The following is a 16,781-nucleotide window of genomic DNA, read 5'->3' as shown; positions in this document are numbered from 1 at the left end:
TTACAACGAATAAAAGCAAAAAAGTGTTGTATATATAAATTTTATGGTTACTTTTGCACCCAATTTTAACAAATAAATATTGTATTTATGAATCATTATGAAACTGTTTTCATTTTAAATCCCGTTTTATCTGAGGTTCAGGTGAAGGAAACAGTAACGAAATTTGAAGAATTTCTTACTAGTAGAGGAGCTGAAATGGTATCAAAAGAGGATTGGGGTCTGAAAAAAATGGCTTACGAAATCCAAAACAAAAAAAGTGGTTTTTATCACTTATTCGAATTCAAAGTAGCTGGAGAAGTTCTAATTGCTTTTGAAACTGAATTTAGACGTGACGAAAGAGTTATGCGTTTCTTAACTGTAAGTTTAGACAAACATGCTATTTCATGGGCTGAAAGAAGAAGAGCCAAATTAAAATCTACTAAAGCTTAATTATTATGTCTACAATAGAGCAATCTGCAAAAGGAAAAAAAGACGGAGATATCAGATATTTAACGCCTTTAAACATTGAAACTAACAAAACTAAAAAGTACTGTCGTTTCAAAAAATCAGGAATCAAATATATCGATTATAAAGATGCTGATTTCTTATTGAAATTCGTTAATGAGCAAGGAAAAATTCTTCCTCGTCGTTTAACTGGAACTTCATTAAAATACCAAAGAAAAGTTTCTGTAGCTGTAAAAAGAGCTCGTCACTTAGCTTTAATGCCATACGTGGCCGATTTATTAAAATAATATTAAAAACAAAGTTGTTGGTTTCCGGTAAGATGGAACCTAACTTCTCAAATATAAGGACAACAACATGGAACTTATTTTAAAACAAGACGTACAGAATCTAGGATTTAAAGATGATGTAGTTACTGTAAAAGCGGGTTACGGACGTAACTTTTTAATTCCTCAAGGTTTTGCTGCTTTAGCAACTCCTTCTGCTAAAAAAGTTTTGGCTGAAAACCTAAAACAAAGAGCTCACAAAGAAGCTAAAGTTGTTGCTGATGCAAAAGCGTTAGCTGAAACTTTAAAAGCTCTTGAGATTAAACTTACTGCAAAAGCTGGTGGAGAGAAACTTTTTGGTTCTATCACAAACATCGACATTGCTGAAGCTTTAGAGAAATCTGGTAACGCTATCGATAGAAAATTCATTACTAGTGGTATCGTAAAACGTACAGGAAAATATTCAGCTAGCATCCGTTTACACAGAGATGTTATCGTTGATTTACCATACGAGATCATCGCTGAAAAATAACATTTTGTTAACTTCTTGTTAATAAAATATGAAAATCACTCTTAGGAGTGATTTTTTTTTGCCTAATTTTGAGAGGAATAACTCACTCAAAACCAGGAAAATGAAAAAAATCGTAACCTTATTATGTGTTTTTATTGCCACTGTGGTTACAGGGCAAACCACAACTTCGAGTATTAAGGGTATTGTAAAAAGTTCAGGCAACGAACTTTTGCCCGGGGCAACTATCCTCGCCATACATACTCCTACGGGTTCAAAATATTCTTCTCTTTCTAATGAAGACGGAAGGTTTAATATTTTAAATATGAGAATTGGTGGTCCTTACAAAATCTTAGTAACTTTTGTAGGATATCAAAATCAGGAATATAATGATGTATATCTTGATTTGGGTAAGGCTTTTAATTTAGATGTTGTTTTAAATGATGAAAGCCAGACATTAGAAGAAGTTAAAATCGTATCTAAGGATAAAGTTTTTAAGAGTGGAAAAACGGGTGCAGAAACCACAATTGGACGAAGGGAATTAACGGCACTGCCAACTATTTCACGATCAGCTGAAGATTTTACCAGATTAGAACCAACTGCAAGCGGCGGTTCTTTTGGAGGGCGAAATGATCAATATAATAATTACTCTTTAAACGGAGCAATTTTTAATAATCCTTTTGGCTTAGATGCCGCAACTCCGGGAGGTCAAACCGGAGCACAGCCTATTTCGTTAGATGCAATTGAGCAAATTCAGGTAGCAACTGCTCCTTACGACGTGACTTTATCAGGTTTTACAGGTGCTTCTGTAAATGCTGTTACGAAATCCGGAACAAATGAGTTTCATGGTACGGCATATGCCTTTTACAGAAATCAGGATTTAACCGGAAGTAAAATCAAAGGAGAAAAAATCTTTGTACCAAGTCTGGAACAGACTCAGGCAGGATTTAGTTTGGGAGCGCCTATTATAAAGGATAAGTTATTTATATTTGGAAATTTTGAAATTGACAAAAGAAGTGACTTAGGGTCTAATTTTATAGCCAATAATAATGATGGCGTTACAGGAATTAATGAATCCAGGGTTTTAGAATCTGACCTGATTGCAGTTTCTAATGCATTGGCGAATTTAGGATATAATACTGGTGCATATCAGGGATTTATCCATGAATCTAATTCCAGTAAAGGAATTATAAAAGTAGACTGGAATATTAATGATAATCATAAGTTAGCTGTGATTTATAATTTTCTGGATGCTTCAAAAGATAAACCTGCGCATCCAACAGCTTTGGGGTTTAGAGGACCAAATGCTTCTATCTTGCAGTTTCAAAACTCGGGATATCAGATTAATAATAAACTGAGTTCATTTTTGCTGGAATTGAATTCAAAATTCAGTGAATCAGTTTCTAATAAACTACAGGCAGGTTATACCCATTTTAATGATTATCGTGATCCGTTTTCAACTCCGGCTCCGGTAATTAATATTCAGGACGGTGCGGGATCAAATTATATTATTGCAGGTCATGAACCATTTTCGATCAATAATACGCTGGATCAGAAAGTGATTCAGATTACAGACAACTTAACTTACACAGTAGGAAAACATTCTTTTACGTTTGGATCATCTTTTGAAAAATTTAAATTCGCGAATTCATTTAATTTAGGCGGATATGACAATTTTGGAAATCCAAATGGTTATGCCGGAACTTTCTTTACACCTTATTTTACTACACAGGATTTTTTGGATGATGCTGCAAAGCCCTATGCAACAAGTATAGTTGCTCAAAATTTGCAATATGCTCAGGACACCTTTAATACAAAAAGTCAATTTGCAGTTGGCAGCGATGGAGGCTGGAAACTCGCGGAACTAAACGTAGGTCAATTGGCTTTTTATGCACAGGATGATTTTAGTGTTACTGAAGATTTTAAATTGTCTTTGGGTTTAAGAATCGATAAGCCATTGTATTTTAATACTGCTGATTTGATTCAGAAATATATTGATACTGATAACGGAGGTGCCGGAAGGGATAATAATATTGATTATTATGATCCGGATACCGGAGAAGCAGTTAAATTAATTTCGACCAATTTACCTAGTGACAGAATTTTATGGTCTCCAAGAATTGGTTTTAACTGGGATGTCAAAGGCAACGCCACTTCGCAATTGCGAGGTGGATCCGGAATTTTTACCGGTAGAATTCCGTTTGTTTGGTTAGGAAATCAGGTAAGTGGTGCTGATGACAGTTTTTTCCAGATTATGGATCCGGATTACAAATGGCCTCAGGTTTGGAGAACAAGTTTAGGATATGATCATAAATTTGAAAGCAATTATATTTTAACTTTCGATTTTTCATACAATAAGGATATAAATGGTGTTCAGGTGCAAAACTGGGGGTTAAAAGATCCTACAGGAACTCTTTCCGGAGCAGATGCAAGGTTGATATATACTGCAGCAGATAAAGGAGCAAATAATGCCTATGTTATGACAAATTCTAATAAAGGATTTGCTTTTAATGCCAGTGTTAAAGTTCAGAAAAATTTTGATAATGGTTTATACGCAAGTGTGGCTTATAACTATTTAGTATCTAAAGATGTTAACTCAATCGAGGCTGAAATTACAGGCGATGCTTTTGCATTTAACCCTGCATTGGGAAATGTGAATAAAGATGTTCTTTCGAACTCTAAATATGGTGATAATCATCGTTTTATTGGTGTAGCTTCTAAAAAATGGAAATATGGAAGCAATGATAAGTGGGCGTCTACAGTTTCTGCTTTTTTTGAATACGCACAAGGAGGACGTTTTAACTATACTTATGGCGGAGATATTAATAACGATGGTTCTGCCGTTAATGATTTGATTTATATCCCTACAACAGCTGAAATTGGACAAATGACATTTACTGGAGCGGGACAAGGAGAAGCTTTTGATAAATATATTGAGCAGGATAAATATTTAAAAACAAGAAGAGGGCAATATGCTGAGCGCTATGGGGCAATTTCTCCGTGGAGGGGAAGATGTGATTTTAAATTTTTACAGGATTATAATTTCAGGGTTTCATCAGCTTCAGAAAAAAAGAATACAATCCAGTTCAGTATTGATATTTTAAATCTTGGTAATTTGATTAATTCAGATTGGGGTGTAGTTCAGGTTCCTACCAGTGTACAGCCAATTGGGGTTACTGTAGCAGGAAATACACCTACTTATACTTTTACCAATACACAAACAAAAACGTTTAGCTATGATGCCAGTTTAACATCAAGATGGCAGATGCAATTTGGTATACGATATATTTTCTAGGAAAATAAAAAATAGTGTAAATTTGCCCTCTTAAATTAAGAGGGCTTTTTTATTATAAAAAGTCTGAAATAGCATAAAAATGCTATTGAATAAATCTGACAAATAAACACGAATGAAATACGCAAGATTAACAAAAGAGCAATTTGATGAATTGCATGCAGAATTTGCCAGCTTTTTAGCTACTCAGGCCATAGATAAAGCAGAATGGGATTCTATTAAAATAAATAAACCGGAAGTGGCGGAACAGGAGCTGGATGTCTTTTCAGATTTAATTTGGGAAGGCGTTTTGTCAAGAGCTGAATTTTTAGAACATTTTTCTAAAAATCATATTTTCCTTTTTCAATGTTTTGAGACCGAAGTGCAATCTATTGTTTTGAAATCATTAGTTCCTGAAACTGATTTTTTGACTAAAGACGGTTTACAATGGTTGAGTGATAATATGTTTACTGAGAACATAGAAATGAAAGTAGGTAAAAAGGTATTTACAGAGGATAGAAATGCCTCAATTTTTGAATTAATTCAACAAGGTGCATTTTTGAGTGATGGACAATTATTTACTCAAATCAATACTATTATTGAATCCTAGATTTTAGCTGTATAATATTTTTAAAAAAGGTAAATAATTGATGTTAAATTATTTACCTTTTTTTATTTTTTTAACACATGTTTAAACTTTTATATTTTATTTACCCCGTATTTCCACTCTTTTTTTTTGAAATATGTAAAGAAATGTGTTATTGAATTTAAAATGTAAGTTTTACTTTTCATTTTTGCTTTTTTAGTTAGAAATCAAACGATTAAGAAAGATAAAAAGTAATCTAAAACTTACTTTTTAGAGATTTAACAAATTTTATTCACATTTTTTTATGATAATTATAACAGTTGATTTAATGTTAAAAACGTCGGTTTTTCTGAGGTTATGGATGTAATTTTCATTTCTTTTTTTTAAATTTTCTAAAAAAATAAGAATTTTATTCTTGTTTTGCATTTTACTTTTTTCTAATTTTAGAATACAAAAGTTAAACAAAGTAGTTTTTGTGCTTTTTGAAAAAACATAAAATAGAACATCATTTTAATTGCTGTTTTTTAAACAGATTCAGATTGCAATTTTTATGTTTTTTTTCAAAATTTAAAATTGAAGATTTAAATAATAACTTTAATTAGTTTGCTTATGGAATTGACATTTACTTTCTTTATCCAGTTTGTACTAGGTATACATATTATTTTAGCTTTATCTTTTATTGTATCGAAAATCTTCAGTTTTATTTTAAAATCTGATTTTCGTTCGAGCACAAATTTTTCACAACAGTTTTCTATTTACGTCAGTTTTTTATTTTCAAAGTCCTATTATCGGCTTTGTTGACGAAAGGTATTTTTGTGTTTAAATTTTTTTAAATGTAAAAAATGCCTCCTATTAAAATTAATGAATTCAATTTTTAGAACTTATTCTAAATCAACAAAGTTTATAGATTGCCTAATCAACTTTTTATAAATATTGACTTCATACTATATATTAAGAATTCCCTCAGTTCTACATCAACTTAAATTTTCTTTTATGAAAATTAGTCCACTAACAAATCACTCCGTTTGGAAGATTGATGTAGGTCAATATTCCCTAAAATTTTTGAGACAATTTTTATTCTTTCAGAATAAAATCTGCTCTTTAGTATACTTCGGTATACGCAATACAACATGATTTTTTTACTCAGATGGAGTTTACATTCTTAGTATACTACGGATTTAAATTTCATTTTAACTAGTTGATTTTTAGTATTTTTTAAAATTGCCTAAGCATACGTGCTTATCGCAACAGGTATTTTATTGTCCATTTTCTAATCTTCCAAATTATGAAAAAAAATTTTACTTTCTATGATCTCATCGTAAAGAAGAGATTATTAGGCTTATTGTTTTTATTGCTTTTGTGCAATAAAAACTTTGCACAAACTTTTTGTAGACCTATTTCAAATACTTCAGGTATTGGAGGTGTGTGTCTGGGTACGACGGAAATTATTAATCCGTCTTTTGCATATGATGCTGATTTAAGCACTTATGCAACACTGACAAATTCACTGGGTGTTCTTTGTTTCGCACAAGAAACGGTAACACTTAATCAAACGGCCAGAGCGGGTGATCAAATTGTTATTTATTATGGTTCAAATTCACCATTGTTAGATGTTGGTTTGTTGTCTAACGCAAGTATTCAGGCAAGAAATTCAGCAACAAATACTAATGGAGCTACGGTTGCACTAAATAGCCCTTTGCTAAATATTCAGCTTTTGTCCGGAAACACAATTGGTGTTATTAGATACACATTAACTGGTGATGCTGATCAACTTAGAATACAAGTAGGCGGGCTTGTTAGTTTATTGTCGAATTTAAGAATATATGATGTGCGTTTGCAATTTGCAAAACCAACCATTACTAATGGTGAAACACAATCTGTATGTGTTGGACAATCAGTTGCACTTACGGCAACTGCTGCAACTGGTACAACAGTAGCATGGTACGATTCGCCAACATCTACTACAGCACTTTCGAACGTAAGCACTTATACTACGCCTGCGTTAACAGCTACAACTACTTATTATGTAAGCACTTCAAGAATTGCTGGCTGCGAAAGCAGTGATCGTTTACCGGTAACTATTAATGTAATAGATCCTGTATTACCTGTTATTAGTCCTGCAGGAACAACAATTTGTTCTACGGGAGCAACACAGGCAACAACTTTATCAGTTGTAAATCCGGTTTTAGGAACAACTTATTCCTGGTATAGTGCGCCTACAGCAGGAACATTATTAACTACAGGTAATACCTATACACCAACTGTATCTACAGGAGTTACTAATTTTTATGTAGAAGCTTCAATTGGTACTTGTAAATCAGCACGTACTCAGGTTACGGTTACTTCAACTCCTGTTCCTGGACCAGCTACAATATTAACACAAAGTGTTTCGATATTATCTGGTCAAAATGCGACTTTAAGTGCTTCGACAAGTCAGGCAGGTGTTACTCTTGATTGGTATGATGTACCTACCGGAGGAACTAAATTATTAGGAGATTCAAATACATTTACAACGCCAATACTTACGGCGACCAAAACATATTATGTAGAGTCACGCAATAGTGCAGGCGGATGTGTCAGCACAACAAGAGTTCCGGTTACAGTAACTGTTGTGGCTAACCCATTAGGAGGATGTTTAGAAGCAAATAGCCAGCAGACTGCTCAAAACGGACTTTGTTTGCTTTGTTCTTCTACAACACCAAATAATTCAGTTGATGGAAATAGTGCTACTTCGGCACGACTAACTTTGCCTATAGGTTTAGTAAATGGATGGATCCAGCAAACATTACAATTTAATAATCCTGGAAAAACGGGTGATATTGTAGATGTTGAGTTGGCTTTACCAGGCGGACTGGCGGATGTTGCATTACTGGGAGGCGTTAGTTTAGCAACTTATAATGGAGCAACCTATAACGGAGACAGGGTTTTTATTAATAATCCGCTGGTTTCTTTACAATTATTATCAGGAAACAGATTTAGAGCTAGTATTGTTGCCGGAGCAAATTTTGATCGTGTAGAAATCAGATTTGGTGCTGTGGTAGCAGTATTAACAAGCTTAGATATCTATCAGGCAACTTACAGATATAAAGCACCTGTAATTTCAGGAAATACAACAATTTGCAGTGGACAAACGGCAACTTTAGTTGCTAGTGCTGCTTTGGGTGAAACTATAAAATGGTATGATGCTTTAACAGGAGGGAATTTATTATTTAGTACAGCCGCTATTACAACTCCGGCTTTGACTGCTAATACAACTTATTATGTAGAGGTTACTCGAAATGGTTGTGTAAATAGTGAAAGAACACCTGTTGCTGTTACAGTAAATAATCCTGTAGCTCCAACTCCTGTGGTTGCAAGTCCATCAAGTTTATGTAGTGGCGAAACAACAACAATAACAATCGACACACCGGTTGCAGGCACAACTTATAATTGGTATGATGCAGCGAGTGGAGGAAATTTATTGTTTACAGGCACTTCTTATACAACACCTAATTTAACTGCAACAACTACTTATCATGTTGAAGCTGTAATTGGCAGTTGTTTAAGTCCTACCCGTACAGCAGTAACAGTTACTGTTAATCCGGCTGCTTCAGTTCCGGTTCCGGTATCTTCAAATGTAATTATTCAGTCTGGTCAAACTGTTACCTTATCTGTTACAACTAGTGCAGGAGTTTCTTATGATTGGTATGATGCTCCAACAGGAGGGAATCTTTTATTGGCAAATTCAAGTACTTATACTCCAAGTCCGGCTTTAACAGCAAATAAAACATTTTATGTGCAGGCAAGAAATTTAGCTACAGACTGTATAAGTGCTTCAAGAGCTGCAATAAATGTTATAGTAACTAATACAATAAGCAGCTGTTTACAACCAAACTCGCAAGCGGTAAGTGTAGATACGAATTTACCAGTTGCATTGTGTGTTTTATGTACATCCAGTAATGAAGTTAATTCTTATGATGGTAACATTAATACATTTGCCAGTCTGACTATTCCTGCGGGAGTATTGAATGCTTATATACAACAACAATTAACTTTTGGCACACCAGGCCAGGCAGGAGATATTATAGATATTGAATTAGAATTACCTGGAGGAATTGCTGATGTAGCCTTATTAGGATCTGTTAGTATAGCGACTTATAATGGAGCAACATTTAACAACGACAGACTTTTAATCAATAATAATTTATTGAATTTACAGGTATTATCAGGAAATAAATTTAAAGTTAGCTTTCCTACATCTGCAGTTTTTAATAAAGTTGAAATTAGATTTGGTGCATTGGTAGGGTTATTAACGACCTTAAATATTTATGAGGTTTCTTATAGATTTCCAAATGCAACAATAACTGGCGCAACAGCACCAATTTGTGCGGGAACAACTCCTACTTTGACAGCATCTTCTACAGGAACAGAAACTTTTGCATGGTATGATGCTCCAACAGGAGGAAATTTGGCAGCGGTTAATTCTACACCTTTAAATGTTACGACTACTTATTATTTAGAAGCCACTCGTGGAGGGTGTATTAATAGCGTTCGCCAACCGGTAACAATTACTGTATTGCCTATTCCAACAGTTGCAGATATTGCAATTACAAGTCCTGTAACTGCTTCATGTGCGGGAGGTATTGTATTGACTCCAACCTCTGCTTTAGCGGGAGCAACATTTAAATATTATACAGATCAAAATAAAGCACAAGAAATTACAACAGGTACAATAGCAGGTGTAACCTATGCAAAAGATGCTACAACCGGAGCACTTACTATTAGTGGGCTTGTTGCGGCTAATGCTCCTTATACTTATTATGTATCTGTACTTAACGGAGGCACTTGCGAAAACTTAAATGGAACTTTAAAAGAAGTTATAGTAAATTATCCGGCAGGTTCAGCTTTAACAGTTACAAGTCCATATTCAGCTTGTGGTAAAGTAAACTTAAAAGATGCTATTTCAAATTTTGATACATCAGGAAATACAACTTATACTTTCTTTGATTCAGCAAATAATCCAATTACAGAGCAAGCTGCAGGAAATATTCTGGTAAGTGGTACTTATTTTATTCAGGCACAAACCGTTGGTGTTGATTGTCCGTCAGCTAGAGTACCGGTTGCAGTAACTGTTAATCCATTGCCAACATTAACAGGAGTAACGAGTTCAATTGCTGTTAACACAGGAACTTCGGTAGCTTTATCAGCAACTTCAAACGGAACAATTACATGGTATGATCCACAAGGGAACGTGCTGCCATCAAATAATACAGGAGTTCTTAATACTGTAGGTGTTTATACCTATACTGTAGTGGCTAGCAATGGCACTTGTACAACCAGCCAAACAGTAACGATTAGTGTTATTGATGCAGCTGCTTGTGATGCATTATTAGAAAGAGTGTATGCCAATTCTCAATTATCCGGATCAGTTGTTACTGGATCAGTTACAAACGGACCTTTGGCAGTAGATGGTGATCCTAGTACATATTCAACAATTACTACAGGTTTAGGACTTTTAGGAATTGGCACAACATGGCAAAATCTGCAATGGCCAACAACTATTCCTAAAGGAACTGCGGTAACAGTAAAAATAGGTTTAGAAAATAGCTTACTTGCAGTAGGGCAAAATATTTCGGTAATAGGTACTAAACGTGACGGATCAAATAACCCGGTTGATATTGGAACATTACAATCTGTATCAGGATCATTATTGAATTTATTACCGGGACAAAACTCATTCGAATATACATTTGTTCCTTCTAATACTGCTGGTCTTCAGGATTATGATGGTATTCGTGTAGAATTGGGATCTGTTTTAAGTGTAGCGCAAAATATTAATGTTTATGATGCTTACTATAAAAAACAAGTAACACAAATTGCTTGTGGTCAAGGTGATATTCAGGATATTTTCTCTGGCGTAAGAGATTTAGGCGTAGGAGCATTAACAGCAACTGTAGGGGTTTCTAACCCTTGGAATATTGCTGATGGAGATGTTGCAACCTATGCTACGATGTTTAGTGGGGCAGGAGTACTTGCTGCTGCTGAACTTACAACAACTTTTAGAACACCTTCTATGGTGGGAGATAGTTTAAGAATTACAATCTCTAAACCGGGAACACTTTTAAATCTTAACTTACTTACCGGATTTACTATTCAGCTTTACTCAGGAAATATTCCTGTTGGAGCTCCAATACAAAATACAAGTAGCTTATTGACTTTAAAATTGCTTTCAGGCGATACAATGGCAATGACAATCGTTGCGCCGCAAACTCAACCTTATGATAAAGCGGTTATTACTTTTGGAGGTGTAGCAAGTGTATTAGATCAACTTAGAGTTCATACTATAGATCGTGTAACCAATACAAAAGTTATTGGTGGAGATCTTGATAACAATATAACAGTCTGTCCCGGAGCAGATATTACACTCCAGGTTCCGCCTAAATCTTGTGCGGATTATGTCTGGTATGATTCCCCAACAGGCGGAAATGTGTTAGCCAGTGGTCAGATTTATACACTTCCGGAAACATTAGCTGCCGGAACGTATAAATATTACATTCAGCCAATTCGTTATGGTTGTCCTGCATTAGAAAGAGGTGAAGTAACGGTAATAGTTAGAGCCACTACGCCTGCAGCTACAATAGCAAACGTAACGATAAACGGAGGAAATAGTACAATTGTATGTGCCGAAGATGGGACAGTAACACTTGATGCAGTCTTAAATGGTACACCAGTACTTACAAATCCGGTATATCACTGGTATAGCTTTGACGGTACAACCAGTCAGGAAATAGTGGGAGAAACTGCTCCTAAATTAGTATTAACCGGATTAGCTCCGGGAACTTACACCTATTATGTTGGACTTAGTTCAGATGAATATTGTGAAACTGCACCAGCTGATAGAAAACAAGTAACATTTACTATTTTACCAACTTCTTTAATAACAGATATTAGTGTAGATAACGCTTCTATTTGTCATGATACAGATGCAGTATTAACACCAACCAGCGGTTTAGTAAATCCGGTTTTCTTTTGGTATCTGGATGAAAATAAAACACAGCCTATTTCTAATGGGGTAATTAATGGAGTAACTTATGCCGTGAGTAGTACAGGAGTTTTAACAGCTTCAGGTTTAACAACTGCCATGAGTCCTATTTCTTATTATGTTGCTGTTAAAAGTGATAATACATGTCAGAATAAAAATGGAGAGTTGAAAGTTGCAACAGTAATGATTAACGATCCGGCTACGCCAACATTGGTAACTGCAGGAACACAAAATTTCTGTCTGGCTGATGCTCCAACTTTTGCAAGTGTTCAGTTTAATGAAGCAAATATCGTTTGGTATACAGCTTTAACAGGCGGAACAGCAATCCCGTCTACAACACCACTTACAAGCGGAACTTATTTTGCAGCATTAAAAGATGCTACGATGGCGTGTGAAAGTTCGGTAAGATTATCGGTAACCATTAGCGTTACAGATCCTGGAACGCCAACATTGGTAACTGCAGGAACGCAAAATTTCTGTCTGGTAAATGCACCAACCTTTGCAAGTGTTCAGTTTAACGAAACAAATATCGTTTGGTATACGGCTTTAACAGGTGGAACAGCAATCCCGTCTACAACGCCACTTACAAGCGGAACTTATTTTGCAGCTTTACTTGATGCTACAACAACCTGCGAAAGTGCGGTAAGATTATCTGTGACTATTAATGTTTCAGATCCTGGGACACCAACATTGGTAACTGCTGGAACACAAAGTTTCTGTCTGGTAAATGCGCCAACTTTTGCAAGTGTTCAGTTTAACGAAACAAATATCGTTTGGTATACAGCTTTAACAGGCGGAACAGCAATCCCTTCTACAACGCCACTTACAAGCGGAACTTATTTTGCAGCTTTACTTGATGCAACTACAACCTGCGAAAGTGCGGTAAGATTATCTGTGACTATTAATGTTTCAGATCCTGGGACACCAACATTGGTAACTGCAGGAACACAAAACTTCTGTTTGGTAAATGCACCAACCTTTGCAAGTGTTCAGTTTAACGAAACAAATATCGTTTGGTATACAGCTCTAACAGGTGGAACAGCAATCCCGTCTACAACGCCACTTACAAGCGGAACTTATTTTGCGGCTTTAGTTGATGCAACTACAACTTGCGAAAGTGCGGTAAGATTATCGGTAACCATTAGCGTTACAGATCCTGGAACGCCAACATTGGTAACTGCAGGAACACAAAACTTCTGTCTGGTAAATGCACCAACCTTTGCAAGTGTTCAGTTTAACGAAACAAATATCGTTTGGTATACGGCTTTAACAGGCGGAACAGCAATCCCGTCTACAACACCACTTACAAGCGGAACTTATTTTGCGGCATTAAAAGATGCTACAACAGCTTGCGAAAGTTCTGTTAGATTATCAGTGACAATTAATGTTTCAGATCCTGGAACACCAACATTGGTAACTGCTGGAACACAAAACTTCTGTCTGGTAAATGCGCCAACTTTTGCAAGTGTTCAGTTTAACGAAACAAATATCGTTTGGTATACAGCTCTAACAGGTGGAACAGCAATTCCTTCTACAACGCCACTTACAAGCGGAACTTATTTTGCAGCTTTACTTGATGCAACTACAACTTGTGAAAGTGCGGTAAGATTATCGGTAACCATTAATGTTTCAGATCCTGGGACACCAACATTGGTAACTGCAGGAACACAAAACTTCTGTCTGGTAAATGCACCAACTTTTGCAAGTGTTCAGTTTAACGAAACAAATATCGTTTGGTATACAGCTTTAACAGGTGGAACAGTAATCCCGTCTACAACACCACTTACAAGCGGAACTTATTTTGCGGCTTTAGTTGATGCAACTACAACTTGCGAAAGTGCTGTAAGATTATCAGTGACCATTAGCGTTACAGATCCTGCAACGCCAACATTGGTAACTGCTGGAACACAAAATTTCTGTCTGGTAAATGCACCAACCTTTGCAAGTGTTCAGTTTAACGAAACAAATATCGTTTGGTATACAGCTTTAACAGGTGGAACAGCAATCCCGTCTACAACACCACTTACAAGCGGAACTTATTTTGCAGCCTTAAAAGATGCTACAACAGCTTGCGAAAGTTCTGTTAGATTATCTGTGACCATTAATGTTTCAGATCCTGGAACACCAACATTGGTAACTGCAGGAACACAAAACTTCTGTCTGGTAAATGCGCCAACTTTTGCAAGTGTTCAGTTTAACGAAACAAATATCGTTTGGTATACAGCTTTAACAGGCGGAACAGCAATCCCGTCTACAACGCCACTCACAAGCGGAACTTATTTTGCAGCCTTAAAAGATGCAACTACAACCTGCGAAAGTGCGGTAAGATTATCTGTGACCATTAATGTTTCAGATCCTGGAACACCAACTTTAGTAACTGCAGGAACACAAAACTTCTGTCTTGTAAATGCACCAACTTTTGCAAGTGTTCAGTTTAACGAAACAAATATCGTTTGGTATACGGCTTTAACAGGCGGAACAGCAATTACCTCTACAACGCCACTTACAAGCGGAACTTATTTTGCGGCATTAGTAGATCCTGTTACAAGTTGTGAGAGTGTTACAAGATTATCGGTAACCATTAGCGTTACAGATCCTGGAACACCAACATTGGTAACTGCAGGAACGCAAAATTTCTGTGTGGCAAATGCGCCAACTTTTGCAAGTGTTCAGTTTAATCAGGCAAATATCGTTTGGTATACGGCTCTAACAGGCGGAACAGCAATTGCGTCTACAACGCCACTTACAAGCGGAACTTATTTTGCAGCCTTAAAAGATGCAACTACAAGTTGTGAAAGTGTTACAAGATTATCAGTAACTATAAATGTTACTGATCCGGCTACACCAACAACTACTATGGCTACACAGGCTTTTTGTTCAGAAAATAATTCAACTATTGCAAATATTCAGGTAAATCAAAGCAATGTGGTTTGGTATAATACTCCAACAGGCGGAACACCAATTGCTACAACAACAGCTTTGGCAAATGGAGATTATTATGCAGCATTAAAAGATGCAATTACAGGTTGTGAAAGTAGTATTAGATTAAAAGTGACCATCACAATTGGAAACTCAAATACTCCTACAACTAATAATGCAGCTCAGAACTTCTGTTCAACCAGTGCTCCAACCTTTGCAAGTATTCAAGTGAACGAAAGTAATGTAAGTTGGTTTGTTGCTGCTACAGGCGGAACAGCAATTCCTGCAACTACAGCTTTAACTTCAGGTACTTATTATGGAGAAATTACAGATCCTGTAACAGGATGTAAAAGTGCAAGTCGTTTACCGGTTATGATTACGATTGTGAATCCAATGGCGACACCAACAACGAATTCGTTAACTCAGAACTTCTGTTCTGTAAATGCGCCAAAGGTTTCTAATATTCAGGTAAATGAAGCAAATGTAATCTGGTACAGTACTCCTACAGGAGGAACAGCAATTCCTGGAACAACAGCTTTAGCCAGCGGTATTTATTACGGTGTTATTGCGAGTGGTTCAGGTTGTGAAAATCCTGCAAGATTAGCGGTTACAGTAAATGTAAATACGCCAGGTATTGTTACTACACCAAAAACAACACAAACATTTTGTTTGTCAGCAGTTCCAACAATTGCAAGTATTATTGTAAATGAGGCAAATGTAGTATGGTATACTTCTGCAACTGGCGGAACACCATTAGCAGCAAATACACCACTTACTGCTACAACATATTATGCAGCAGCACTTAATAATACAACAAATGGTTGTGAGAGCGCTACCAGATTAGGAGTAACGATTGCTTTTGAAAATGATGCTTTGGTACCAATCACGACTACAGATGATACGCCATGTGTTTTTCAGGGAATCACATATTCAATTGCCAACGGAAAATCTGATTACGTTTGGTCAATTACCAACGGAACAATTACTTCCGGGGGAGGAAATGCTGACGGATCTGTAACAGTTTCATGGTCTGATATTGGACCGGGTAAAGTTGAGGTTAAGTATACAAATACTTGCAATGAGACTACCACTAAAACTTTAAATGTTACTGTAGCAACTTGTTCTGATCTAACGATTACAAACACAGTTAGCAATCCTACACCTAATTTTGGTGAGCAGATAACATTTACGGTAACAGTAAATAACGTAGGTCAGGGTAATTTTATCAATACAATCGTAAGCGAGTTATTACCAAGCGGCTATGATTTAGTAAGTGCATCTACAACTGTAGGAACATACGATTTAGGGACACAACTTTGGACAATTCCAACTTTAAATGCCGGACAAAGCGTAGTACTTACAATAGTTGCAGAAGTATTGCCAAGTGGTAATTACCTTAACGTTGCAACTGTCGAAATTTCGACTCCTTTAGATGTTGATGCATCAAATAATTCGGCTTCAGCTTTTGTTGAACCAATTTGTTTGACAGTTTACAATGAGTTCACTCCAAATAATGATGGAGCTAATGATCTGTTCAGAATTGATTGTATCGAATCATATCCTAACAATGAGTTGAAAGTTTATAACAGATACGGTTCATTAGTATATAGTAAACAACATTATGAAAATGATTGGGACGGAACTGCCAATGTATCCGGAGTGGTTAATAGAGGAGATATGTTGCCAACAGGTACTTATTTTTATGTGATAACCATTGGAGATGGATCGGCTAAAAAAGGATGGTTATCCATAATGAGATAATCAGCTGT

6 protein-coding genes are annotated in these 16,781 nt (G+C 36.0%); all 6 read left to right on the top strand.

The features are described 5' to 3' along the window. Positions 1–87: 87 nt before the first annotated feature. The 6 genes from rpsF (at position 88) to RC62_RS19350 (ending at position 16,773) form a co-directional block, all read left to right on the top strand. Positions 88–429 carry a 30S ribosomal protein S6 gene (rpsF, locus tag RC62_RS19375; protein WP_007810575.1) on the top strand — a complete coding sequence of 114 codons (342 nt, stop codon included), beginning with the start codon at positions 88–90 and terminating at the stop codon, positions 427–429. Between the two features lie 5 nt (positions 430–434). Then, positions 435–731 carry a 30S ribosomal protein S18 gene (rpsR, locus tag RC62_RS19370; RefSeq protein ID WP_002987043.1) on the top strand — a complete coding sequence of 99 codons (297 nt, stop codon included), beginning with the start codon at positions 435–437 and terminating at the stop codon, positions 729–731. A 67-nt stretch (positions 732–798) separates the two neighbouring features. Further along, positions 799–1,239: a 50S ribosomal protein L9 gene (gene rplI, locus RC62_RS19365; protein WP_055097958.1), complete on the top strand. Its 441-nt coding sequence runs from the start codon at positions 799–801 to the stop codon at positions 1,237–1,239. 100 nt (positions 1,240–1,339) lie between these two features. Further along, complete coding sequence (locus RC62_RS19360) at positions 1,340–4,510, top strand: TonB-dependent receptor (RefSeq protein ID WP_055097957.1); 3,171 nt, start codon at positions 1,340–1,342, stop codon at positions 4,508–4,510. 112 nt (positions 4,511–4,622) lie between these two features. Continuing rightward, the gene (locus tag RC62_RS19355) at positions 4,623–5,096 is read left to right on the top strand and encodes a DUF6495 family protein (protein ID WP_055097956.1); all 474 of its coding nucleotides are present in this window, start codon (positions 4,623–4,625) and stop codon (positions 5,094–5,096) included. A gap of 1,261 nt (positions 5,097–6,357) precedes the next feature. Beyond that, on the top strand, positions 6,358–16,773 hold the full coding sequence (locus RC62_RS19350) for a gliding motility-associated C-terminal domain-containing protein (protein WP_055097955.1): 10,416 nt from the start codon (positions 6,358–6,360) through the stop codon (positions 16,771–16,773). Positions 16,774–16,781 lie beyond the last annotated feature (8 nt).

The sequence above is a fragment of the Flavobacterium aquidurense genome, assembly GCF_001404985.1.
Taxonomy (GTDB): Bacteria; Bacteroidota; Bacteroidia; order Flavobacteriales; family Flavobacteriaceae; genus Flavobacterium; species Flavobacterium aquidurense_B.
This window is presented reverse-complemented; position numbering and strand designations above follow the sequence as displayed.